The sequence below is a fragment of the Pseudomonas cimarronensis genome, assembly GCF_049331905.1.
GTDB lineage: Bacteria > Pseudomonadota > Gammaproteobacteria > Pseudomonadales > Pseudomonadaceae > Aquipseudomonas.
Genome location: NZ_CP186283.1, coordinates 1,795,218 through 1,817,178 on the forward strand (window position 1 = coordinate 1,795,218; position 21,961 = coordinate 1,817,178).

At 60.2% G+C, this 21,961-nt stretch carries 22 protein-coding genes; 9 read left to right on the forward strand and 13 right to left on the reverse strand.

Translation table 11 applies throughout. The features are described 5' to 3' along the window. Positions 1–30: 30 nt before the first annotated feature. From ACOCLD_RS08340 to ACOCLD_RS08355, 4 genes are all read right to left on the reverse strand, one after another. Entirely contained in the window at positions 31–1,773 is a 1,743-nt protein-coding gene (locus tag ACOCLD_RS08340) for an N-acyl-D-amino-acid deacylase family protein (protein ID WP_422911548.1), read from the reverse strand. A gap of 103 nt (positions 1,774–1,876) precedes the next feature. Beyond that, the gene (locus tag ACOCLD_RS08345) at positions 1,877–2,203 is read right to left on the reverse strand and encodes a DUF2025 family protein (RefSeq protein ID WP_392540482.1); all 327 of its coding nucleotides are present in this window, start codon (positions 2,201–2,203) and stop codon (positions 1,877–1,879) included. A 181-nt stretch (positions 2,204–2,384) separates the two neighbouring features. After that, the gene (locus ACOCLD_RS08350) at positions 2,385–3,005 is read right to left on the reverse strand and encodes a hypothetical protein (RefSeq protein WP_422911549.1); all 621 of its coding nucleotides are present in this window, start codon (positions 3,003–3,005) and stop codon (positions 2,385–2,387) included. Positions 3,006–3,194: 189 nt separating this feature from the next. Beyond that, positions 3,195–3,896, reverse strand: coding sequence for a YebC/PmpR family DNA-binding transcriptional regulator (locus ACOCLD_RS08355; RefSeq protein WP_108489453.1), 702 nt, complete (start codon positions 3,894–3,896; stop codon positions 3,195–3,197). 272 nt (positions 3,897–4,168) lie between these two features. Between ACOCLD_RS08355 and ACOCLD_RS08360 the strand changes: the two genes are divergently transcribed. Then, positions 4,169–5,053 (forward strand): EamA family transporter, encoded by an 885-nt coding sequence (locus ACOCLD_RS08360; RefSeq protein ID WP_422911550.1) that lies wholly within the window; start codon positions 4,169–4,171, stop codon positions 5,051–5,053. A gap of 50 nt (positions 5,054–5,103) precedes the next feature. Here ACOCLD_RS08360 and ACOCLD_RS08365 read toward each other — a convergent pair whose 3' ends face one another. Together ACOCLD_RS08365 and sstT are read right to left on the reverse strand one after the other, a co-directional pair. Next, positions 5,104–5,385, reverse strand: a complete 282-nt coding sequence (locus tag ACOCLD_RS08365) for a peptidylprolyl isomerase (protein ID WP_233684051.1) — start codon at positions 5,383–5,385, stop codon at positions 5,104–5,106. A 123-nt stretch (positions 5,386–5,508) separates the two neighbouring features. Then, positions 5,509–6,729 (reverse strand): serine/threonine transporter SstT, encoded by a 1,221-nt coding sequence (sstT, locus tag ACOCLD_RS08370; RefSeq protein ID WP_422911551.1) that lies wholly within the window; start codon positions 6,727–6,729, stop codon positions 5,509–5,511. Positions 6,730–6,993: 264 nt separating this feature from the next. Between sstT and ACOCLD_RS08375 the strand changes: the two genes are divergently transcribed. Beyond that, positions 6,994–7,656 carry a YceH family protein gene (locus tag ACOCLD_RS08375; RefSeq protein ID WP_422911552.1) on the forward strand — a complete coding sequence of 221 codons (663 nt, stop codon included), beginning with the start codon at positions 6,994–6,996 and terminating at the stop codon, positions 7,654–7,656. A gap of 60 nt (positions 7,657–7,716) precedes the next feature. On the opposite strand, the gene ACOCLD_RS08380 is transcribed toward ACOCLD_RS08375, so the two are convergent. Continuing rightward, positions 7,717–8,124 (reverse strand): phage infection protein, encoded by a 408-nt coding sequence (locus ACOCLD_RS08380; protein WP_422911553.1) that lies wholly within the window; start codon positions 8,122–8,124, stop codon positions 7,717–7,719. Between the two features lie 448 nt (positions 8,125–8,572). Here ACOCLD_RS08380 and ACOCLD_RS08385 point away from each other — a divergent pair, with 448 nt between their 5' ends. From ACOCLD_RS08385 to ACOCLD_RS08400, 4 genes are read left to right on the forward strand one after another with little or no spacing between them, the layout of a single operon-like run. Continuing rightward, positions 8,573–9,814 carry a glutamine synthetase family protein gene (locus ACOCLD_RS08385; protein ID WP_422911780.1) on the forward strand — a complete coding sequence of 414 codons (1,242 nt, stop codon included), beginning with the start codon at positions 8,573–8,575 and terminating at the stop codon, positions 9,812–9,814. 51 nt (positions 9,815–9,865) lie between these two features. Continuing rightward, on the forward strand, positions 9,866–11,194 hold the full coding sequence (locus tag ACOCLD_RS08390; RefSeq protein WP_422911554.1) for an MFS transporter: 1,329 nt from the start codon (positions 9,866–9,868) through the stop codon (positions 11,192–11,194). Then, complete coding sequence (locus ACOCLD_RS08395) at positions 11,191–11,883, forward strand: TIGR04283 family arsenosugar biosynthesis glycosyltransferase (RefSeq protein WP_422911555.1); 693 nt, start codon at positions 11,191–11,193, stop codon at positions 11,881–11,883. The genes ACOCLD_RS08390 and ACOCLD_RS08395 overlap by 4 nt, the downstream gene beginning before the upstream one ends. Then, positions 11,880–12,491 carry a TIGR04282 family arsenosugar biosynthesis glycosyltransferase gene (locus ACOCLD_RS08400; protein ID WP_422911556.1) on the forward strand — a complete coding sequence of 204 codons (612 nt, stop codon included), beginning with the start codon at positions 11,880–11,882 and terminating at the stop codon, positions 12,489–12,491. Before ACOCLD_RS08395 ends, ACOCLD_RS08400 begins: the two co-directional genes overlap by 4 nt. Before the next feature lie 2 nt (positions 12,492–12,493). Here ACOCLD_RS08400 and ACOCLD_RS08405 read toward each other — a convergent pair whose 3' ends face one another. The 4 genes from ACOCLD_RS08405 to flgA form a co-directional block, all read right to left on the reverse strand. Continuing rightward, positions 12,494–13,243, reverse strand: coding sequence for a flagellar brake protein (locus ACOCLD_RS08405; protein WP_422911557.1), 750 nt, complete (start codon positions 13,241–13,243; stop codon positions 12,494–12,496). Positions 13,244–13,322: 79 nt separating this feature from the next. Then, positions 13,323–13,790 carry a flagella synthesis protein FlgN gene (locus ACOCLD_RS08410; protein ID WP_422911558.1) on the reverse strand — a complete coding sequence of 156 codons (468 nt, stop codon included), beginning with the start codon at positions 13,788–13,790 and terminating at the stop codon, positions 13,323–13,325. 85 nt (positions 13,791–13,875) lie between these two features. Continuing rightward, complete coding sequence (flgM, locus tag ACOCLD_RS08415) at positions 13,876–14,220, reverse strand: flagellar biosynthesis anti-sigma factor FlgM (protein WP_422911559.1); 345 nt, start codon at positions 14,218–14,220, stop codon at positions 13,876–13,878. A 155-nt stretch (positions 14,221–14,375) separates the two neighbouring features. Next, positions 14,376–15,134, reverse strand: coding sequence for a flagellar basal body P-ring formation chaperone FlgA (flgA, locus tag ACOCLD_RS08420; RefSeq protein ID WP_422911560.1), 759 nt, complete (start codon positions 15,132–15,134; stop codon positions 14,376–14,378). Positions 15,135–15,207: 73 nt separating this feature from the next. On the opposite strand from flgA, the gene ACOCLD_RS08425 reads away from it, so the two are divergent. Both ACOCLD_RS08425 and cheR read left to right on the forward strand, forming a co-directional pair. After that, entirely contained in the window at positions 15,208–16,140 is a 933-nt protein-coding gene (locus ACOCLD_RS08425) for a chemotaxis protein CheV (RefSeq protein ID WP_257777920.1), read from the forward strand. Between the two features lie 44 nt (positions 16,141–16,184). Then, a complete protein-coding gene (gene cheR, locus ACOCLD_RS08430) occupies positions 16,185–17,012 on the forward strand; it encodes a protein-glutamate O-methyltransferase CheR (protein WP_233684063.1) in 828 nt (275 codons plus the stop codon). 58 nt (positions 17,013–17,070) lie between these two features. On the opposite strand, the gene ACOCLD_RS08435 is transcribed toward cheR, so the two are convergent. Next, entirely contained in the window at positions 17,071–20,160 is a 3,090-nt protein-coding gene (locus tag ACOCLD_RS08435) for a transglycosylase domain-containing protein (RefSeq protein ID WP_422911561.1), read from the reverse strand. A gap of 291 nt (positions 20,161–20,451) precedes the next feature. On the opposite strand from ACOCLD_RS08435, the gene ACOCLD_RS08440 reads away from it, so the two are divergent. Beyond that, positions 20,452–21,138 (forward strand): class I SAM-dependent methyltransferase, encoded by a 687-nt coding sequence (locus tag ACOCLD_RS08440; protein ID WP_257777923.1) that lies wholly within the window; start codon positions 20,452–20,454, stop codon positions 21,136–21,138. 7 nt (positions 21,139–21,145) lie between these two features. On the opposite strand, the gene ACOCLD_RS08445 is transcribed toward ACOCLD_RS08440, so the two are convergent. Continuing rightward, positions 21,146–21,886 carry a glutathione S-transferase family protein gene (locus ACOCLD_RS08445; protein WP_422911562.1) on the reverse strand — a complete coding sequence of 247 codons (741 nt, stop codon included), beginning with the start codon at positions 21,884–21,886 and terminating at the stop codon, positions 21,146–21,148. Positions 21,887–21,961 lie beyond the last annotated feature (75 nt).

Here is a 21,961-nt window from a genome sequence, read left to right on the forward strand (position 1 = left end):
ATGCCGTAGGTCGCATGCCTGAAAACCAGGCTAGGCGCTGCTACGCAGAAACTGCCCGTAGCCGCGTGCCTGCCCCAGGTCGCTGGCGAACTCGCCCTGTTGAAAGGCGATGCGACCGTTGATCAGCACCGCATCCACCGCTGAGCCACGGTTGACCATGCGCTGCAGGCCGCCAAAGGCCTCCATCGGGGCTTCCTGGTAGCTGGCCAGGGATTCATCCAGCGCGCTCGGGTCGATGATTACCAGATCGGCGCGCGCACCTTCATAGAGCCTGCCAGCGTCAATGTCGAACCATTCGCCCAATTCACCGGTCAGGCGCCAGATCGCGGTTTCAATCGGCATTACCGCTTGGCCGCGCAGCTCGGCATCGCGCACCAGCTTGAGCAGGCGCAGGCCGAAGTTGTAGAAGGCCATATTGCGGATATGCGCGCCGGAGTCGGCAAAGCCAATCAGGGTGCTGGGCTCGCACACCAGTTTTTCCACCACCTCGGGGCGATGGTTGGCGATCAGGGTGCGCCAGCGCAGGCGCGGGCCGTGGGCCACCAGCAGGTCGAGGAACAGATCGGCCGGGTGTTCGTTGCGGGCCTTGGCCAGTTCGCCGACGCTTTTGCCGACCACGCTGGCGTCCGGGCAGTCGACAATCCAGGCGTCGTCGAAGTCGCGGTGCCAGACCCGCGGGCCGAATTTTTTCTCGACATCCTGGCGAAAGCGCAGGCGGTAGGCCGGGTCCTGAAACAGCTGGCTGCGCATGTCGTGGCTGGCCAGGTGCAGGGCGGCCTGGCCGGCGGGGAACTCCTCGAAGACCACGAACTCCATGCCGTCGGCATAGGTTTCAAACGGCACCGGCAGGGTTTGCCAGCGGAAGTCGGCGTTACTCAGGCGATTGATCCAGCGCGTCAGTGGGCCGAGGATCGGCGCCAGCCATGGGTCGGCTTTGACGTCCATCAGGGTGATCAGGGTGGTTTTCAGCGGCTTGCGCCACCAGCCGCCGATGCTGTCCCAGAGAAAGGCCAGCACATTGAGTTTGGTCACCAGGTTCGGCGCGCCCTGATGAATGCGCCCGCGCCGGCGCAGGATCTTGTTCAGCCGTGCGTATTCGGCCCAGGGCGCATACACCGAAGGCAGGGATTTTGAGCGCTGGCGCTCGCCGTCGAGTTTGTCCCAGGGGTTGGTCATGCTCGACAGACCGAGCAAACCGGCGTCTAGCGCTTCTTCCAGTAAGCGCTCCATCTGTTGCAGCTCGTTTTCGCTGGGGCGCACCTGGGCATCGACCGCACGCGCCAGGCCGAGCACGGCGACGCGCAAATCGGAGTGGCCGAGGAAGGAGCAGATATTCGGCCCTAGCGGATGCTGATCGAGAAAGGCGGCGAACTCGCCGGCGCTGCCCCAGGTCTTGCGCGTCTGCAGCAGTGGCAGCACATGTTCACGCGGCACCGATTCAACGCGGGTAAACAGGTCCGAGCAATCTTCCGCGCCAGACAACACCATGCTGATCGAACAGCTGCCGATCATCACGGTGGTCACGCCGTGGCGCACTGACTCCTTGAGCGCCGGGGCGGCCACCAGTTCGGCGTCGTAATGGGTGTGCATGTCGATAAAACCGGGGGTTACCCAGCGGTTTTGCGCATCGATCACCTGGCCGCAGCCACTTTCATCCAGGGCGCTGGCGCTGATGCAGGCCAGCTTGCCGTCACGGATGCCGAGGTGACGTACGACGCCGGGTGCTCCGGTGCCATCGAAAAAAAGCGCGTTCTTGATCAGCACATCGAACATCGGCAGGCTCCTGGGTGAATGCAATTGGCCTGTCGAGCTTAGTCTGCCGTGGGCTGCAGCTGTGAGGGCGGATGTGCACAAGCCTGGGTCAATTCGGCCATGCTCAAGCGTTCAGGCGGCGCCGCTCGGCACTGATTTCCGGCATGTCGCTGCGGCGCACGTAGACCCGCAGCGGTTCGCTGATGTTCAGGCGTTCATCGATGTTCTGTTCCAGCAGCAATTGCAGGCGTGTGCGGTCGAGGTTCATCAGCTCACCTTCAAAAGCGCGCCAGACAAATTCGCAGGTGGGGGTGATGCTCTGTTCGAGTACGTCGAGGCCGAAGGAATCTTCGGAGAAACGCACGATATAGCGCCCGGTCTTGGCGTTGAAACCAACAAAACCCTGCAGTTGGTCAGCGGCGGCACAGATGCTGGCAGAGGTGATGCTCATGGGAACCTCGTCGATGGCAATGGTTGTCATCGGCATAGGCTAAAGCGCTCTGGGCAGAGGATCTTGCGATGGATCAATAAGTGGGTGCGCGTAGCATCAGTCTTGGGCCGGTTGAACGGGTGTTTTTAGTGTGAGAGGGGCGCTCCCTGGCGAGCCGTTGCAGCTCGCCAGGGAGGTGTGTTCAGTCTTTGCGGGTGCTGGAAAATGCGCTGATCTTGCCGAAGGGCGAGCTGTGCATGCCCACCTTGACTGCCATCAGGGGCGAGTTGTTGACCCAGACATCGTCGATCACGATGGTCTGGCCGATGTCGTCGTTGTCGGCGGCCACCAGCAGGTAGTAGGTGCCGTCTTCGGCGGCTTCGCCATCCCAGCTCAGGCTGATCTGACCAACCACGGCTTCGGCACGCGAAGGCTTGTCGGCAATTACTGCGCCGTAGGCGTCCAGCAGCATGGCGCGCGGTTTCAGGGCGTATTTGCTGACACCCATGCACGGCTCGTTACACAGCGAGTGCACATTGAGGGTGTAGCGCTCGCCTTTCTTCAGCTGCAGGGAAAAGATTCGGTAGTTGGAGATCGAGCTGCCGAAGTCCAGGCGCGGCTCGTCGGCGCTGATCGGCCATTGCGGCGCCAGCAGGCCAGGGTTGAGCGGCAGCGGGATGGCCTGGGTGTTGTGGATGGCTTCCAGGGCGCTCTTGGCCATTGGCGTTTTGCCCGCCTTGACCTCTTGCTGGTAGGTCGTCTGCGGGTTGCTGGCGCAGGCGCCGAGCAGCAGGCAAGCGGCCAGAATCAGAAACTTGTGCACGGTAAAACTCCTGTGTGACGACGTCCTTGTGTACACGCCGGGCATGGGTAGCGCGGCGGGCGGCGATTCTACCCGCTTTGTCGTTCGCGGGCAGTGGTTAATCGGCCGAATCGACGAACTGCGCACATTGCCGCGTGCCGTTCGTGGACCCGCTGCGCTTCCTGCGCTACGGGTCTGGTCAGCCTGGGGTTAGCCGGAAAGCCCGACGTAGACGTTCTGCACGTCGTCGTGGGCGTCGAGGGCTTCGAGGAAGGCTTCGACTTCTTCCAGTTGTTCTGCCGTCAGGCTGCTCACTGGGTTTTTCGGGATGTAGCCGATTTTCGCCGAGTTGACGCTGAAACCCTGCTCCGGCAGCGCGCGGCACACGGCGTCGAGGTCGGTCGGTTCGGTGATAAACAGGGTGTTGCCTTCATCGGCTGGCTCGAAATCCTGAGCGCCGGCTTCGATGGCGGCCATTTCCGGATCAGCATCGCTCTCGGTGCTGGCTTCGATCATGCCGACATGGTCGAAATCCCAGGTTACCGAGCCGGAGGCGCCCATCTGGCCCTTGCGGAACAGCACGCGGACTTCGGCCACAGTGCGGTTGATGTTGTCGGTCAGGCACTCGATGATCACTGGCACCTGATGCGGGGCGAAGCCTTCGTAGGTGGCGGAGTGGAAGGTCACGGTGTCGCCCAGCAGGCCAGCGCCTTTCTTGATCGCTCGCTCGAGGGTTTCCTTGGGCATCGAGGCTTTTTTCGCCTGATGGATGGCCAGACGTAGCTTGGGGTTCAGGTCCGGGTCGGCGCCGTTGCGGGCGGCGATCATGATTTCCTTGACCAGGCGGCCGAAGATTTTGCCTCTGGCGTTGGCCGCGGCTTCTTTAGGTTTGGCTTTCCACTGAGCGCCCATGGGTTATCTCGTCGTTGCGGGTTAATAGGTGAATTTCGGGCCTGCTGCGCGTCGGCGATTGCGCGTTAGAAATGGCTTCATTCGCGCGGCGCAAGTTCCGAAATAAATACGAAAGGCTGCGATTCTAGCCCTTCGAGACGTTTGCGGCACCTGTGGCGCAGCAATCTGCCGATCCGTGATGCGCTGTACGGCTTATTTGCCGGGTTTCTGTATGGGCGTGATGGCGTGGCTGGCCGCTTTAATAAGCACTGACTGATTAATCCGGAGCGCTTATGCAGCCCAAGGATTTACTGCTGGCCCTGGTGGTGATCGTCGTCTGGGGCATGAATTTTGTGGTGATCAAGATCGGCCTGCATGAGATGCCGCCGATGCTGCTGGGCGCCCTGCGTTTTCTACTGGCAGCCTTTCCGGCCGTGCTGTTTATCAAGCGCCCGCAGATTCCCCTGCGTTGGCTGCTGGCCTATGGCTTGACCATCTCGCTGGGGCAGTTTGCCTTCCTCTTCTCGGCCATGGCGGTCGGCATGCCGGCCGGGCTGGCGTCGCTGGTGCTGCAATCGCAGGCGTTCTTTACCTTGCTGTTTGCTGTATTGCTGCTGGGCGAGCGCTTTCGCCTGGTCAACCTGTTCGGGCTGCTGGTGGCGGCCTGCGGTTTGCTGCTGATCGGTGCACAGGGCAATGGCTTGATGACCCTCGCTGGTTTTCTCCTGACGCTTTGCGCGGCGGCCATGTGGGCGCTGGGCAATATCGTCACGCGCAAGCTGGGCAAGGTGAATCTGGTGGGGTTGGTGGTGTGGGGCAGCCTGGTGCCGCCGTTACCCTTCTTTGCCTTGTCCTGGCTACTGGAGGGCCCTGAAGCGATCGAGGCCGCGCTGCGAGGCTTTAATCTGAACAGCCTGTGGGTGCTGAGTTACCTGGCGTTCGGTGCGACCATTCTGGGGTATGGCCTGTGGAGTCGTTTGCTGTCGCGTTATCCGGCCAGCCAGGTGGCGCCGTTCTCGCTGCTGGTGCCGGTGGTGGGCATCACGTCATCGGCTTTGCTGCTGGATGAGCGGTTGGGCGGCTTGCAGTGGCTGGGTGCACTGCTGGTGATGCTGGGGTTATTGTTGAATGTCGCTGGCGGTTGGTTGCAGGCGCGCTGGCGAAACGCGCGCCAGTAACAATCCGGGTTGACTGTGCTGGGCCCAAAAGGCCCAGCGAACACAATGGTTCAGTCCTGACGGCTGGTGACTTCCAGCAGGTGATAACCGAACTGGGTTTTCACCGGGCCTTGCACCACGTTGATCGGCGCGCTGAACACCACGGTGTCGAACTCCTTGACCATCTGGCCTGGGCCGAACGAGCCAAGGTCGCCGCCATTGCGACTGGATGGGCAGCTGGAGTTGTCTTTGGCGACCTGGGCGAAGTCGGCACCGCCTTCGATGGCAGCTTTCAGTTCGTTGCACTTGTCTTCAGTGGCAACCAGGATGTGTCGGGCAGTGGCGCGGGCCATGGGCATTGCTCCTTATAAAGAAGCGGCAAAGCCTACCGTAATCGTTCGGTCAGGCAAACGCCGCAGGGATAACCGGTGATAAACCAGGCCTACTGCTGGAACAGGCCTGGTGCGCGGCTGGGGTTAGCTGCGTGGCTGAGCAGCCTGGCAGGCAGCTGCCGTAAACAGGACGTCAGTGGAGGAATTCAGCGCGGTTTCCGCCGAATCCTGCACGATACCGATGATAAAACCGACTGCCACGACTTGCATGGCCACCTCATTAGGAATGCCGAACAGGCTGCAGGCCAGTGGAATCAGCAGCAGTGAGCCACCGGCGACACCCGACGCGCCGCAGGCGCTGATCGAGGCGAGCAGGCTGAGCAGCAAGGCGGTCGGCAGATCGACAGCGATACCCAGGGTGTGCACAGCAGCCATGGTCAGTACGGTGATGGTGATCGCTGCACCGGCCATGTTGATGGTCGCACCCAGAGGGATCGACACCGAGTAGGTCTCTTCATGCAGACCCAGGCGCTGGCACAGCTGCAGGTTGACCGGGATGTTGGCGGCCGAACTGCGGGTGAAGAACGCGGTAATACCGCTTTCACGTAGGCAGGTCAGTACCAGCGGATAAGGGTTGCGACGAATCTTGCTGAAGACGATCAGCGGGTTGACCACCAGGGCCACAAACAGCATGCAGCCCACCAACACCAGTAGCAGGTGCAGGTAGTCGAGCAGGGCGGACATGCCAGATTCGGCCAGTGTGGCAGCTACCAGGCCAAAGACCCCCAGAGGTGCCAGGCGGATCACCAATTTGACGATGCTGGTCACGCCGGCGGAAAGGTCGGCGAGCATCTGTTTGCTGTTTGGGCTGGCATGACGGAAGGCAAAACCCAGGGCGATGGCCCAGGCCAGGATGCCGATAAAGTTACCTTTGAGCAGGGCATTGATCGGGTTGTCCACCACATTAAGCAGCAGGGTTTTCAGAACTTCGAGAATTCCGCCAGGGGGTGACAGTTCAGCACTGTTGCTGGCCAGGGTCAGACTCGAGGGAAAGGCAAAACTGGCCGCCACGGCGATCAGCGCAGCGCTGAAAGTGCCGAGCAGGTACAGCAGCAGAATGGGTTTGATATGGGTTTCCTGGCCCTGCTGGTGGTTGGCGATGGACGCCGCCACCAGTACGAAGACCAGTACGGGTGCCACGGCCTTCAGGGCTGAAACGAAGACGGTGCCGAGGAAGCTGGCACTGGCGGCAGCTGCTGGAAAAAACAGCGCCAGAGCAATGCCGGCCAACAGGCCGATGACGATTTGCAGTACCAGGCTGGTGCGATTGAGCAGCTGTATAAGTGGGTGTTGGGCAGCGGTCATGACAGGGGTCTCTATCAGGGCGGGCAGCCTGCACTTCCTTCTGGGCTAATGGCTTGTGGCCAGGCGCTGGAGGCAGGATTGCAGTACGCGTTATGAAGTTTTCGCGGGGGTGAAACAGGGCCACGCTGAAAAATAGCGCGCGACTCTATCACAATGACCCGCTTTTACACGCGCCGGCTAGGTTGCGCTGCCCAGCGGCACACATGTCTATCAACCTGCCGCCAGCTGGGCTAGGTTAGTGCCTTTGTCAGTAACGAGGTGGTTATGTCTAATGAGGAAACCCAGGCCGCGACTATTGAACCTCTGAGCGCCGTGGAAGTGCGGGTGTTGGGCTGTCTGATCGAGAAACAGTTGACCACGCCGGAAGCTTATCCACTGACCCTCAATGCGCTGGTGCTGGCCTGCAATCAGAAAACCAGCCGTGAACCGGTGATGAATCTGGCTGCCGGGCAGGTCGGGCAGGCGCTGCGCAGCCTTGAAGGGCGTGGTATGGCACGCCTGGTCATGGGCAGTCGCGCCGATCGCTGGGAACATCGTGCCGACAAGGCGCTGGAGTTGGTGGCTGCTCAGGTGGCGTTGCTCGGCCTGCTGTTGCTGCGCGGCCCGCAGACGCTCAATGAGCTGCTGACGCGCAGTAACCGCATGCATGACTTTGATGACACCGAGCAGGTGCAGCATCATCTCGAGCGCCTGATCAGCCGTGAGTTGGTCTGTTTACTGCCGCGCCAGAGTGGCCAGCGCGAAGAGCGTTATATGCACGTGCTGGGTGACCCGGCAGATTTACAGGTCATCCTTGAGGCTCGCGCCAGTGAGCCGCAGCGCATGATGACCGGTGGTCAGCAGAGTGAGCGTTTGGACGCTCTAGAAGCGCGGATTGCGGTGCTGGAAGAGCGCTTGCTCCAGCTGGAGTCGGCCCTGAATGCATAAAGCACCCATTGGGTGCTTTATGCGAGAAGTGTTGGCGGATTAGCTTAAACGATTGCTTGCTTAGGCAGTTTGTCCTGGGATTTGCGGTTTGTAAGTGCGGTCGGCACTGCTTTCCGCTACATGCATATGCTCCGTCTGGGGCTTGTAGGTGCGGTCTGAACTGCTTTCGGCGACACGTAGGTGTTCCATCTGCGGTGTGTAAATGCGGTCGGCACTGCTTTCCGCTATATGTATATGCTCCGTCTGAGGCCTATAGGTGCGATCAGCACTACTCTCTGCGACCCTTAGACGCTCTTGCTGGCGATCCGCGCCCCCTTCAGTCTGCAGGTTGTTACCAAAACCCATCAGCGTTTTGACGCTGCTGTCCTGCTTTTCACCCAGCAGCGGCTGCGGGTTGTTCTGTGGCAGGGCAAAGGCGTTGATCGACAGGCTGCTCAGGATTACGGCGGTGAGAATTTGCTTTTTCATGTTCAGGCTCCTCGTAAGGGCGGGTGGTAAGTGAGTACGGGGCCCATGATACGTATGAAAATTTGATGAAGAAGTGCAGCTGGTGCATGGTAATCATCGATGTGATCGATAGTGGATTTATATATTTATAAATCAATTAGTTAAGATATTTTTAAGGCGAATTTTCGTTCACATTTGGCGTTTTTCTTGATGATTAAAACTATCCAGTTAATCGATAAATATGATTGGGAACGAGGAGAGTCCAGCTGTTGCTGCGTGCTTTGCTTGAAATATCGAACGGCTGATGCGTATTTTGTACGTTTCGCCGTTTGACGACGGCCTCTTGCATCAATAAGGACAACAGCAAATGAGTACCCTCGACCGCACCGCCCTGGCTGAGCTACTGCGTGGTGTTGATGAAGTTGAATGTGTAACGCCGGACCTCAATGGCGTGCCGCGCGGCAAGGTGATGACGGCCGAGGGATTTCTCGAGGGGCGGCGTTTGCAGTTGGCGCGAGGGGTGTTGCTGCAGTGCATGATGGGTGGTTACCCGGCGGCACGCTTCTACGGCAGTGATGACGGTGACCTGGCGTTGAATGCTGTGGCAGGGCAGGTGCACCGCTTACCCTGGAGTGGCAAGCCGCGGGCGTTGGCGATCTGCGATGCCGATGAGCTGGATGGGCGCAGTTCCGGTCTGTCGAGCCGCGGCCTGCTCAAGCAGGTTGTGGCGCGCTACGCCAGCCATGGCTGGCAACCGGTGGTGGCGACAGAGCTGGAGTTTTTCGTGTTTGCCCGTAATGCCGACCCGCTGCAACCATTCCAGCCACCGGTGGGTCTGGATGGTCGGCGTGAGGATGGCGCGTCGGCTTTCAGTGTCAGTTCCAACAATGGCCTGCGACCTTTCTTTGATGAGGTGTATCAGTGCATGGCCGCCCTGGGGCTGCCGCGCGATACCTTTATGCACGAGATGGGCGTCAGCCAGTTTGAAATCAACCTGCTGCATGGCGACCCGCTGCTGTTGGCGGATCAGACTTTTCTGTTCAAGCACCTGCTCAAGGAAGTCGCGCTCAAGCATGGCCTCACTGTGGTGTGCATGGCCAAGCCGTTGGCACACACGCCCGGCAGCTCCATGCATATTCACCAGAGTGTGGTGGAGCAGGGCAGTGGGCAGAATATCTTCAGTGCAGCCGATGGTCAGGCGACGCCGGCGTTCTATCAGTTTATTGCCGGCCAGCAGGTGGCCATGGCGGATTTCACCCTGCTGTTTGCCCCGCATGTGAACTCCTATCAGCGTCTTTGCCATCCTTATGCTTCGCCGAACAATGCCTGCTGGTCAGAGGATAATCGCGCTGCGGGCCTGCGTATTCCCGCCAGTGCGCCAGTGGCGCGGAGGGTAGAGAACCGCTTGCCGGGCGCCGATGCCAATCCTTATCTGGCGCTGGCGGCGAGCCTTGCGGCAGGTTTGTATGGGATTGAGCAGCAACTGCAGCCCAGTGCGCCGATTCAGGGGGAGTTCGAAGTGCCAGACGAATTGGCGCTACCCTGTACCATGCATGCCGCGATTGAGCGTCTCAAGCGCAGTACGCTGGCGCCGGAACTGTTCGGCAAAGAGTTCATCGAAGGCTACATTGCCAGCAAGACCATGGAGCTCACCAGCTTCTTTGATGAAATTACCCCGTGGGAGCGTCGCGTGTTGGCGGCCCACGCCTAGTCGGTTGTCGAGCCTGTTTCGGCGGCCTTGAACGGAGCCAAGTGCCGCCTCATGTCTGTGATTCTCAAGTCATTCAGTTCGCTGTATTTCGCCACCCTGTTGATGCTGCTCGGCTCGGGGTTGCTGAGTACTTATCTGGCACTGCGTCTGGCCGAAACGGCGGACGGCCTATGGGTTGGTGCGCTGATGGCGGCCAACTACCTGGGGCTGGTGCTGGGGGGCAAGCTGGGGCATCGGCTGATCGCCCGGGTAGGACATATCCGCGCCTATGTGGCCTGTGCCGGGGTGGTCACGGCCGCCGTGCTGGGTCATGGTCTGAGCGACTGGCTGCCCAGTTGGCTGCTGCTGCGTATGCTGGTGGGCCTGGGCATGATGTGCCAGTACATGGTGATCGAGAGCTGGCTCAATGAGCAGGCAGATACCAGTCAGCGTGGCCAGGTATTTGCCGGTTATATGGGCGCCTCCTACCTGGGCTTGATCCTCGGTCAGCTGGTGTTGGTGGTGCATCCGACTCTGGGCCTTGAGTTGCTGATGCTGGTGGCGCTGTGCTTTGCCCTGTGTCTGGTACCGGTGGCGCTCACCCGTAAGCTGCACCCGGCGCCGCTGCACCCGGCGCCGCTGGAGATGCGTTTCTTTATCGAGCGAGTTCCCCTGTCGTTAACCACCATCGTGGTGGCTGGGCTGCTGATCGGCTCGTTCTACGGTTTGGCACCGCTGTATGGCACGCGCATGGGCCTGTCCACCGAGCAGGTCGGTCTGTTTATGGGCTGCTGCATCATTGCCGGCCTGCTGGTGCAGTGGCCGCTCGGCTGGCTCTCTGATCGGCATGATCGTGTGCGGCTGATTCGTGGTTGTGCCGCTTTGCTGGCACTGGCCGCGCTGCCTCTGGCACTCCTGCCGCAGGCGAGCCTGGCGTTACTCTTCGCCATTGGTTTTCTGGTGTGTGCTCTGCAGTTCAGCCTTTATCCGCTGGCGGTGGCGCTGGCCAACGACCATGTCGAAGGCGAACGGCGCGTCTCGCTGACAGCCATGCTGTTGGTGACGTTCGGTGTTGGCGCCAGTATCGGACCGCTGCTGGCGGGTGTGCTGATGCGCTTTCTCGGCGCCAATATGCTGTACGCCTTCGTCTGTGGCTGTGCGCTGATTCTGGTGTTGCGGGTGCGGCCGGAGCGGGTTACTCACCTGCACCAGGTTGAAGACGCGCCGCTGCACCATATCCCCATGCCTGACAGCACCACCAGTTCACCGCTGACCGCAGCGCTCGACCCGCGTGTGGCTGAAGAAGTGGTGCAGGAGCAGATGCACGACAGCAGTACTGCACCTGGCGCTGAAGAGAACGGGGCTGCGCAAGCGGCCGCTGAGCCGCAGGTGCGCGAGTGACGCCGCTGCTCAGTGTGGTGATCCCGGTGCGCAATGAAGTGCAGGCCTTACCCGCTCTGCTGGATGATCTGGCAGTGCTGCGGGCGGCTGGTGCCGAACTGATCGTGGTCGATGGTGGCAGCAGTGACGGCACGGTTGAGCGGGCGCAAGGCCGGGCTGATCAGGTGCTCAAGAGCGAACCCGGTCGTGCGCTGCAGATGAATGCCGGTGCTGCGCACGCGCAAGGGGAGTACCTGTGGTTTGTGCATGCCGATACACGGGTCAGTGGCCCTGCGCTGCGGCGCTTGCTGGATGTGTTGCAGCAACGTCCGTTATGGGGGCGCTTTGATGTGCGTCTTTCCGGTCCAGGCCTGGCATTTCGTGTGATTGGCGCGATGATCAGTCTGCGTTCGCGGCTGACCGGTATCGCCTCTGGTGATCAGGGTATCTTTGTGCGCAAGGCGGCCTTTGCCGCGTTAGGCGGTTATGCCCCGATCCCGCTGATGGAAGACCTTCAACTGTGTCGTCAGCTCAAGGCGCAGGCTCGCCCACGCTGCCTGCGCCCGCCCCTGTCGACCTCCAGCAGGCGCTGGGAGCAGCACGGTATTTGGCGTACCGTGATGCTCATGTGGTGCCTGCGTTTGGCCTACTACTGTGGTGTCAGCCCGCACACGCTGGCCCGCCAGTACCGTCGAGGATCTTTGCTATGAGTCTGTCGATTTCCCTGCACCTGCTGGCGCGTGCGCCAGTGGCCGGGCAGGTGAAAACCCGCTTGATTCCGGCCCTGGGTGCCCAGGGTGCCTGTGACCTGCAGCAGCTCTTGCTGGAGCGCGCCTTGCAGTTGCCGGCCAGTGGTTTCAGTGAGCGCTTTCTATGGCTCGATGATCTACCCAGTGCTGAGTTGCAGGCCTTGGCTGATGTGCAGGGGTGGACCCTGGTCGAGCAGCCTGTGGGGGATCTCGGCGAGCGCATGCGGCGTATCGCGACCCTGGGGCTGGCGGAAAGTGATGCGGTGATTCTGATTGGCAATGATTGCCCGGCCCTTGACGGCACCTACTTGCAGGTAGCTTGCCGCGCCTTGCAGGAGCAGCCAGTGGTGATTGGTCCGGCTGAGGATGGCGGTTATGTGTTACTGGGGTTGCGGAGCATGGCGCCGACGCTGTTCAGTGATATGCCGTGGGGCACTGAGCAGGTCTTCGACCTGACCCTGCAACGCCTGCAGCAGCTGGATTGGCATCCGGCCTTGTTGCCTGCGTTGTGGGATGTGGATCGACCCGAGGACCTGTCGCGCCTGGCGGCACTGAATATTCTGATCTAGGTCTAGAACAGGCCGTCGCTGTCGAAGCGGCGGGCCTCGCGTTGCAGCTGGTAGACAAAACGTTCTACCAGGCGTTGCTCCTGGCCGTTGATGCGGTGAAAGCGGGCACCGATAAAGGTGATGTCCAGCTTGTCTTCATACTGCACATGACGCACCTCAATCGCGGTGGTCATCGGGCCGAAGGGGAAGCGCGCGGTGAAGCGTTCATACACCTGGCCGGCTTGCAGGTTGGTGCTGATATTCCCAGGAAAGCGCAGTTTGCAGCCGGTTGCCGAGATATCCAGCAGTTGCCCGACGATGGCTGTACGCAGCTTGTCGCCGGCCAGTTCGATCTTGATCAGCTCACCTTGTTTGAGGGGTGCACGGAAGGCACTGCGTCGCTGGTGGTAGATGACTTCAGGGGGGATAGAACTGAAATAGCAGCGCGCCCCGTCATGCTCGGTGATACGCACGTTCTGCTCGCATTTCCAGGCCACACGCACGCCTTCGTGGAAGGCCTCGACATTGAAGGTTTCCCCGTTGGCCAGGTAGCGCTCGCCGTCATTGGGCATCAACTCATCGAGAATCAGCAGATTTTTGTCGCGGTCAACCGCGATCACGTAGCTCTGAAAGCGCTGATTGCGCTCTTCAAAGGTGATGATCAGTGGGTCATGGTTCTGTTGCAGTTGGCGCAGGTTGGCCACGATTTCCAGCGGTGTCTTCAGCACCTTGGGGGGTTGCGGGCCATCTTCCTGGCTAAAAGGACTGGACACGGTCCATTACACTCCGAGCAAATGCTATGGCACTAGCATACTGGCTATATGACAGCATGTCCCTGTGCCTTTGTAGGTTTCAGGCCTGGCTGAGCGGGCGCTGCTGGCCGATTCTAGCGGTACTGCCGCGGCTGTCATAGAGGCTCGGCGTCTCGTTGCCACGCAGGATGCTGAGCATGCTGTTGGCGGATGCCTGGCTGGAGCGAATCAGGCGTCCGTTACGCAGATTGGCGGCCTGGCAGCGTTCCAGAAGCGCATTGAGCTGATCGCCACGTTCAAGCAACACGCTGCCCTGGCTGGATTGCGCGGCAAGGGCCTGCAGGCCCTTGCGATCGGAGCTGAGTCCAAGGCTGACGAGCAACTGACTGCGCTCTTTGCCGTGCTGGTCGAGCAGGCTCAGCAAGGGCAACTTTTCAGTAAGGATACTCTGTAGGCGGGGGAGGTCGCGATCACTGAGGGCTTGGAATTCAGTGTCGATAAGTTTAAGCAACTGCTCAGCGGTGCCGATATCGTTGATGAACAGTTCAAGCAGCTTGGTATCGTGCATTGTGGGCTCTTAGGGGGTAACGGCATCCGTTGCAGGTGCATGGAATGTCCGTTGGGCGACCAATACCCCCAGCGCAGCCCGGTGACTAGCGCTGGGATTCGAAATTAAGCAGTTTGCTGGCAACGCGTTGGCTGTCGACCTGATAGCTGCCATCTTCAATGGCTTGTTTGAGCTGAGCCACTCGCTCCTTGTTGACGGTGGGCTGGTCGCGCAGTTTTTCGCTGACTTTCTGCAGTTGCTGAGCATCGCGGCTCAGTTGTACCGACTCACCGCTCTTGCCGGCTTGCTGGGCCTGTGCAGTTGGGTCGGGCAGATTGCTGGGTTGCTTGTTGCCGATGGCTTCATTCTGGCCACCTGCCTGAGCACTGCCGGCACGCCCCGAATTGGCTGGCGTTGCGGCATTGTTGAGCCGGTTGATATCGATGACCATGATGCAAAACCTCGAACAGTGTTTGGACGCTTGCCTAGCTTGTCGGCCATGGGCGGAAAAACTTTAGGGCAAAAAGTGTGCGTCAGCTAACAGTCTAAACACAGTGTGGAAAATCGTCAGCTCGGTTGACGAGCAAAGTTAATCAAGATTCATGCCTACATCGCAACCTCGACCTGGCCAGGACCGACGACTCGTGCCCTGACGACTCGATTCGAGCGCTGGTTGCGCACGCTGATCTGCTTGCCAACAGTGCCGTCCGAGAGCGCTTCACCGGGCATGCGGACACTGATTCCGCCACTGCGTGCGCTGATTACCACTTGATCGCCTTTGCGTATCGCTTCAGCCATCTGCACGTGAGTGGGGGCAAGTACCTGGTCCGGTAGCAGCGGGCGCGTCAATTTTTTGCCAACAGCCTGGGGGAGGGCTGTCAGATAGCCCTGATTGAGCAAGCCGACATCACGTTCGGCAAGCAATACATCGGCATCTGTCAGCAGATTGTCGCGTTTCAGCGGACGGCTGGCGATCACCACCTGGCGATACAGGCGCACCTGGCCGGGCACAAACACTGTCCATGGTGCGCCGCCATCGCAGCGTACCCGCAGGGTGACGCGACCAATAGGTTCAGCAGGGCTTTCAAGGGTGGTCGTCAGGGGTTGCTCGCACAAGGGCAGGCGCAGGCGAGGGTCGAGTCGGTTGATTTGAACCTCATGACGGCCGGCGATGTTGCTACGCTGTAAATAATCACTCACCGCTTGCTCAAGAAAAACTTCTCCAGCGCCGATAAGTTGTTCAGGCTGAGTGGCCTCGGCGCGTGCTACGGCGCTATAGCCGAGTGCAAGCAAAGCGGGTACAACTGCCAGCAAGTAGCGGCACTTTGCCAGTGAGCGTCGGTTAGTTGTCGTTTCAATGTTCATATGGGTTAGATAGCAAGGCGCGTGCCGCCTGCTACGCTGACAGCAATCTGTTACTCAAATAAGGAGTTTGGGTATGGCCGGTGTGATGGATTCGGTTAACCAGCGAACTCAGTTGGTTGGCCAGAATCGTTTGGAGTTATTGCTGTTTCGCCTGAACAGCAACCAGTTGTACGGCATCAACGTATTCAAGGTGAAAGAGGTGCTGCAGTGCCCGAAGCTCACCATCATGCCCAAATCCAGTCCGGTTGTTCGCGGCGTGGCCAATATTCGTGGCGGCACCATTCCGATTCTTGATTTGTCCATGGCCACGGGCAATACACCGTTGGCGAACATCGACAACAGTTTTGTGATCATTACCGAGTACAACACCAAGGTGCAGGGCTTTCTGGTGCATTCGGTCGAACGCATCGTCAACATGAACTGGGAATCGATCCATCCGCCACCCAAGGGCACAGGGCGCGATCACTACCTGACGGCGGTGACACACTTGGATGACAAGATGGTCGAGATCATCGACGTCGAGAAAATCCTGGCCGAGGTCGCGCCGACCTCCGAAGTTATCTCCGAGGGCGTGCTGAATGCCGAGACCCAGGCGCGTGCGGTAAGCAAGCGTGTGCTGACCTGCGATGATTCATCGGTGGCGCGTAAACAGGTAACCCGTTGCCTGGAGACTGTCGGCGTGGAGGTGGTGGCGCTGAACGATGGGCGTCAGGCACTGGATTATCTGAAGGCAATGGTCGAAGAAGGCAAAAATCCTGCAGAGGAATTTTTGATGCTGATTTCCGACATCGAAATGCCTGAGATGGACGGTTACACCCTGACGGCGGAGATTCGTTCCGATCCGCGTATGCAAAAGCTGCACATCATCCTGCATACTTCGCTTTCTGGCGTGTTTAACCAGGCCATGGTCAAGAAGGTGGGCGCAGATGATTTTCTCGCCAAGTTTCGCCCGGATGACCTGGCTGCACGGGTAGCTGACCGCATCAATCTAGCGGCAGGGGACTGAGGGCCTGGCCCTCAGTGAAACATATGTTCGTCGAGGCCTCGCGAGTGTCTACAGGTAATTTGGATTTCGAGCAGTTCCGGACTTTCCTGGAAAAAGCCTGCGGCATCCTGCTTGGCAGCAATAAGCAGTATCTGGTTTCCAGCCGGCTCAATAAGCTGATGGAACAGAACAGCATCAAAACCCTGGGCGAGCTGGTGCAGCGCATGCAAAGCCAGCCGCGTAGTGGGCTGCGCGAGCAGGTGGTTGATGCCATGACCACCAACGAGACGCTGTGGTTTCGCGATACCTACCCCTTTGAAGTACTGAAAAACCGGGTGCTGCCCGAGATGATCAAGGCCAGCCCAGGGCAGCGCTTGCGCATCTGGTCGGCGGCCTGCTCTTCGGGGCAGGAGCCCTATTCGCTGTCGATGACCATCGATGAGTTTGAAAAAACCAACCTGGGTCAGCTCAAGAGCGGTGTGCAGATTGTTGCCACTGACCTGTCGCCGTCCATGTTGCTCAACTGCAAGTCGGGTGAATACGACAGCCTGGCGATGGGCCGTGGTTTGTCCCAGGAGCGGCTGCAGCGTTATTTCGATCCTAAGGGGCCGGGACGTTGGGTGGTCAAGCCGGCTATCCGCAGCCGTATTGAATTTCGTCCACTGAACCTGTTGGACAGTTATGCCAGCCTGGGCAAGTTCGATGTGGTGTTCTGCCGTAACGTGCTGATCTACTTCTCTGCCGAAGTGAAGAAAGACATCCTGACGCGCATTCACGCGATGTTGAAACCGGGTGGATATCTGTTCCTTGGGGCTTCCGAAGCGCTCAATGGGTTGCCGAACCATTATCAGATGGTGCAGTGCAGCCCGGGGATCATCTACAAAGCGAAGTAGCCTGTGTGCTTGTAAATCAAAACGGGAGGCCTTGGCCTCCCGTTTTTATTGGCCTGCGTTAGTGTGTTGCCGTGATTGTTTGTTCACTGCCTGTCACGTGGCACAGGCTGTGGGTGCCAGGTTGCAGGTAAGGCTGCAGGATCGGCGCCATGCCCTTGAGCACCTGCACTGGCAGCGCTGAGGTAAAGCGGAAGTTTTCCGCTGCGCGCCCGGGAACGAAGGCGGTGAGGGTGCCGTAGTGGTTGTCTCCCAGGTAGAAGACGAAGGTGGCGGTACGGTTCATGGCGCGCGAGCTGAGTACGCGGCCACCTGCCCCTACCGTTTCAATACGATTGTCCCCTGTGCCGGTTTTGCCACCAACCTTGAGTGGTTGATCATCGGCCAGGCTGAAGCTGCCAAGCAGCCGGCGTGCTGTGCCGGCCTCGACGACATCGGCCAGGGCGTTGCGCAGTGCGGCGGCCACTTCCGGCGCCATGACCCGTTTGCCTTCCTTGTGGTCGCGCACCACCTGGGTGTCGTAGGGCGTGTCCGCGGCGAAATGCAGGCTGTCGATACGGGCCGTGGTTTGCCGGATACCGTCGTTCTGAATGATCCCCATCAACTCAGCCAGGGCTGCCGGGCGATCGCCTGAGCTGCCAATTGCCGTGGCCAGTGAAGGCACCAAGTGGGCGAAAGGGTAGCCCAGGTTCTGCCAGCGCCGGTGAATGTCGAGGAAGGCCTCAACCTCCAGCATGATGCGGATGCGGCTGTCACGGGCACTCTTGTGTCGGCTGCGGAACAACCAGCCGTAGACCTCCTGGCGTTCACCCTGACTGGCGGCGACGGCATCGTTGAAGCGCGCCTGCGGATGTTCGATCAGATAACCCAGCAGCCACAGTTCCAGTGGGTGAACGCGGGCGATATAGCCTTGATCAGGCAAGCTATAGGCACCCGGGCCATAGCTTCTGTACAGCTCGTTGATTCGCTTGTCGCTGAGTTTTTCCTGCGGCAGATATTTGCGCAGAAAGGCAGCAAAACTCGCTTCGTCGGCAGTGGGTTGTAGATAGCGATGCACGGCGGCGAGGCGTACCGAGGTATGGCGCAGGCCATTGAGAAAGGTATCCAGGCGCTGTTGTTCCGGTTGGCCCTGGTATTTGCGCCAGAAACGCAGCAAGAAGGTGGTGCCCTCGCGGTCGGCGAAGTCGCGCAGGTAAGCCTGGCGGCGCGGGTCCTTGTCGTCCTTGAGCAACTCGGCGCTGTTGTTCGGGCCTTGATAGGTGGTGTAACGCACCAGATCACGCATCAGGCGGATAAACGGCAGGTTCAGCGACTCACGCAGGGCCTCGCGCATGCTGGCGATGCGTTGATTGTCTTCACGGCGGAAGTTGTTAAAGGTGTGGATGCCGCCGCCAGTGAAGAAGCGCTCACCGGGACTGGCTGAATATTTGCGCTCCAAGGCGGCGTCCAGCATGGTGCTCAGGCTGACGTCGGGGTTGTGTTGCAGGTAGTCGACGGCCCAGCGGGTCAGGTTGTCCTGAGCGGTCACCGCGCGTAGTTCGCTGACGCTCTGCCCTGCATGGCGCTGGTGCAGTTCGGCGATGATTTCCAGGTAGGTGGCCAGCACCCGTAGCTTGGCCGTGGAGCCCAGTTCCAGCTTGCTGCCTTCGTTGATGTCGAATGGTTGGTCGGTGCTGTCGGTCTGCACCCTTACCACGCTGCCATTCTGCGTGCGTTCGAACAGGGTGAAGCTGTAGCGCACATCGGCGGTCTTTTCTGGCGACAGCAGGCGCTCGCCAAACAGCCCGATCTGCCCGGCAAAGGTGGGCTCAGCCAGCTGTTGCAGGTACTGGCTGATGGCCTGTTGCAGGTCGTTGTTGAGGGTGCTGGTGGCGCTCAGATCAAGGCGATCGAGGTCGTACAGCGGCATGTTGAGCATGGCTGACAGTCGTGCCCGCGAAACGCTGATGCCCTTGTTACTGTCCACCGGCTGCAGGTTCGGCTCCAGGGCCCAGTCGCGGTAGCTGAGTGTCTGCTGGAGGGCGGCGTCGCGCAGGGCGGTGTCGATCAGACCACCGCCCGCCAGCAGGCGAATATGGCTGTCGGTCAGACTGGCCAGGTCGTTGCGGCCCTGGGCCAGATAGTAGGACGGGCGGCGTTGGGCAATCATCAGGGCCAGGACCTGGCGCAGGGCCAGGCCACGCTCGGCCAGGCTAGCTTGTGGCGAACGCGCAGGGTCGAGCAGCTGGTTGACCTGGGCGAAGTCTGCGCCGAACCAGATACGCAGGCCATCGGCCAGGCCATGCACCTCTCCATGTCCGGGGGCTGCGGAGAGTGGCACGCTGTTGAGGTAATCGCGCACGATGTTTTCTCGCGCGGCCATGGTCTGCGGGCCGCTCTGGTAGGCGCGTACGCTGGCCGAGAGCATCTGCCGCAGCTTTTCTGTGGCTGACAGGGTCAGACCATCCGGTGAATGGCGGTATTTCTCCAGCTGAGTGGCCAGGGTGCTGCCCCCCGCCGATTGATCCTGCATGTCGAGCAATTTGCCGACCTGGGAGAGGGCGGCCATTACAAACCGTGGCCAGTCCACTGCTGGGTTGGCCGTGGGCTGTTGCGGGTCAAGCAGGTGGCGGTTTTCGATAAACAGCAGGCTGCTTGCGACCAAGGGGGGGATCGCGCTGAAGCTTGGGTAACGCTGCTGCGGATAGCGAAATTCATAGAACGGCGTGCCGCGGCAATCACTGATGCTCAGGCCGCTCTGGATTTTCTCCGGATAGGGGATAAACAGACCACGCTGGGCATAGTCGAGCAAGGCGGGGGAGAACTGCGCCTGCTGCTGCACGATAAAGTTGCGTTGATTGAGGCGTTCGAGCATCAGCGGCAGGTAGGTGTAGCCCTGACGTTTGTCGAAGGGGCCTTCCTTGGGGTAAATGATGGCACTGCTGGGGCCGGGCTCGACCCGGTAGCTGAGGGTTTGTGCGTAGCGGCTGAGTTCTTGCGCCTGGTAGCGCGAGGTGCGCAGTTCTTCGGCGAGCAGCAGGCCGGCGACGATGCACAGGGCCAGAAGCAGCAACCAGAAAAGGATTTTCAGCGTGCTGCGGCGTTTACGCGGTGCCGGCCGCTGCTGGCTGGCGGGAAGTGGGGTGATGCTGGGTTGCCATGATGCGCCCATATTCATTTAGCCTGATGTACTCATCCATAGGTTTGACAGGTTGCTGAATAACATCAGCGGGCTTGTGCACTGAGCTCCGCTCAGTTGGCCACTGCATGCAGTTTAGCCGCTGCCTTGCCGCTCAGGCAGGGATGCGTTTGGCAGACGTGAGATTTTCCCGGTATCTGTCCAGCGTATGAATAAGTGATCAGTGGCAATGCGCGCGGAGACGAACAGGTGCAGGATTAGCAGCGGCTGCAGCTGTGCAGGCCGGTGGGCATTACGGACGATTGAACAGGCGGCGAGAGAGCTATGCAGCGCGACCATCGGGAGCAACTCAACCTTAGCTGGCAGGCCAATGCCGATGCCTGGACCGCCGCCGTACGTGAACAGCGCATCGAGAGTCGGCGGCTGGTCACCGATGCCGCTATCGTCCAGGCGCTTTTGGCTCTGGCGCCGCAACGCGTGCTGGATCTGGGCTGTGGCGAGGGCTGGCTGTGCCGTGGGTTGGTCGAGCATGGCATCGAGGCGGTTGGTGTGGATGCTTCCGCGCCGCTGATTGCCGTGGCGCAGCAGGCTGCGGCGGGTACGTCGCAGTACCGCGTGTGTGGTTATGCCGAGCTGGAAAGCCAGGCCGAGTTGCTGGGCCGTTTCGATACGCTGGTATGCAACTTTGCCCTGCTGGAAGAACCCCTGGCGCCGACGCTGAATGCCTTGCATGGTTTGCTGGCGGAGGGCGGCCGACTGCTGATCCAGACGTTGCATCCCTGGCGGGCCTGCAACGACGCGAGCTATCGCGACGGTTGGCGGGTGGAAACCTTTGCCGGCTTCGGTGAGGGTTTTGCTCAGCCGATGCCCTGGTTCTTCCGCACGCTGGAGTCCTGGCTGGCGTTATTCAGTGAAACCGGCTGGCGTTTGCAGTGGCTGCAGGAGCCGTTGCACCCGGAGAGTGAGCAGCCGGTGTCACTGTTGATGCTGCTCAGTTCCGAGCGCAACTGAAGCTGAATCAGACGCGACGCTGGCGGTCCTCGGCATAGCGGCGCATCACCCACTGACCGGCCGGGTGGGCGTGCAGCTCATCGAGGAAGGCCTGGGTCCTGGCATCGTGCCCGACAATGCCTTCCCATGGTGTGCCGGCGGGGGTGAACAGCGGGGCGAACAGCGCGGCGGCGCTGATGTCGGCCAGGGTCAGTTGTTCGCCGACCAGGTAGCGTGATGGATCGCCGTGGATACGCGACTCGATCAGTGCCAGACCTTCAAGCAGTTCAGCCTGGGATTTCGCCACACGCGGCGGCGTTACCCCGTACAGGCGCTGTACGCCATTGATCAGCACCGGTTTCATCAGGTCGCGCAAACCCAGCAGCGGGCGGTAGACCTTGAGCATGGCGTGCATCACCGAATCCCATTGCTTGATCTGGCCATACAACCAGCGGCGCACATGCACGCCCATGTGGTCGAAATGCGCTTCCAGCTCCAGCACCTCGGCCCGTTGCGCGGCATCGGCAGGCAGTAACGGGCGCTCGGGATAGTGTTGTTCCAGGTACAGGGCGATCTCGGTGGAGTCACCGATCGTCTTGTCGCCGTCCTTGAGGATCGGCAGGGTGACGATATTGGCCAGGCGCTTGCTTTTCAGCCGATGCAGGCCGGGGAAGAGGTTGTCGACCTGAAAGTCGAGGCCCTTGTGATCCAGGTGCCAGCGGGTTTTCTCGCAGTAGTGGGAAATCGGGAACTGATAAAGCGTGCGCATGGTGGGCCCTCGACAATAATGCGCCGAGTGTACGGGCTGTTTGACCGACTACCCAGTCGCAATCGGCAGTCCAGG

Bases quoted from the DNA above. Each gene is read 5' to 3' on its own strand.
- ACOCLD_RS08435 (WP_422911561.1), bottom strand. From the start codon at position 20,160: ATGGGCGCATCATGGCAACCCAGCATCACCCCACTTCCCGCCAGCCAG.
- ACOCLD_RS08400 (WP_422911556.1), top strand. From the start codon at position 11,880: ATGAGTCTGTCGATTTCCCTGCACCTGCTGGCGCGTGCGCCAGTGGCC.
- ACOCLD_RS08345 (WP_392540482.1), bottom strand. From the start codon at position 2,203: ATGAGCATCACCTCTGCCAGCATCTGTGCCGCCGCTGACCAACTGCAG.
- ACOCLD_RS08390 (WP_422911554.1), top strand. From the start codon at position 9,866: ATGTCTGTGATTCTCAAGTCATTCAGTTCGCTGTATTTCGCCACCCTG.
- flgM (WP_422911559.1), bottom strand. From the start codon at position 14,220: ATGGTCATCGATATCAACCGGCTCAACAATGCCGCAACGCCAGCCAAT.
- ACOCLD_RS08425 (WP_257777920.1), top strand. From the start codon at position 15,208: ATGGCCGGTGTGATGGATTCGGTTAACCAGCGAACTCAGTTGGTTGGC.
- ACOCLD_RS08445 (WP_422911562.1), bottom strand. From the start codon at position 21,886: ATGCGCACGCTTTATCAGTTCCCGATTTCCCACTACTGCGAGAAAACC.
- ACOCLD_RS08375 (WP_422911552.1), top strand. From the start codon at position 6,994: ATGTCTAATGAGGAAACCCAGGCCGCGACTATTGAACCTCTGAGCGCC.
- ACOCLD_RS08355 (WP_108489453.1), bottom strand. From the start codon at position 3,896: ATGGGCGCTCAGTGGAAAGCCAAACCTAAAGAAGCCGCGGCCAACGCC.
- ACOCLD_RS08385 (WP_422911780.1), top strand. From the start codon at position 8,573: ATGACGGCCGAGGGATTTCTCGAGGGGCGGCGTTTGCAGTTGGCGCGA.
- ACOCLD_RS08365 (WP_233684051.1), bottom strand. From the start codon at position 5,385: ATGGCCCGCGCCACTGCCCGACACATCCTGGTTGCCACTGAAGACAAG.
- sstT (WP_422911551.1), bottom strand. From the start codon at position 6,729: ATGACCGCTGCCCAACACCCACTTATACAGCTGCTCAATCGCACCAGC.
- ACOCLD_RS08380 (WP_422911553.1), bottom strand. From the start codon at position 8,124: ATGAAAAAGCAAATTCTCACCGCCGTAATCCTGAGCAGCCTGTCGATC.
- flgA (WP_422911560.1), bottom strand. From the start codon at position 15,134: ATGAACATTGAAACGACAACTAACCGACGCTCACTGGCAAAGTGCCGC.
- ACOCLD_RS08440 (WP_257777923.1), top strand. From the start codon at position 20,452: ATGCAGCGCGACCATCGGGAGCAACTCAACCTTAGCTGGCAGGCCAAT.
- ACOCLD_RS08360 (WP_422911550.1), top strand. From the start codon at position 4,169: ATGCAGCCCAAGGATTTACTGCTGGCCCTGGTGGTGATCGTCGTCTGG.
- ACOCLD_RS08340 (WP_422911548.1), bottom strand. From the start codon at position 1,773: ATGTTCGATGTGCTGATCAAGAACGCGCTTTTTTTCGATGGCACCGGA.
- ACOCLD_RS08410 (WP_422911558.1), bottom strand. From the start codon at position 13,790: ATGCACGATACCAAGCTGCTTGAACTGTTCATCAACGATATCGGCACC.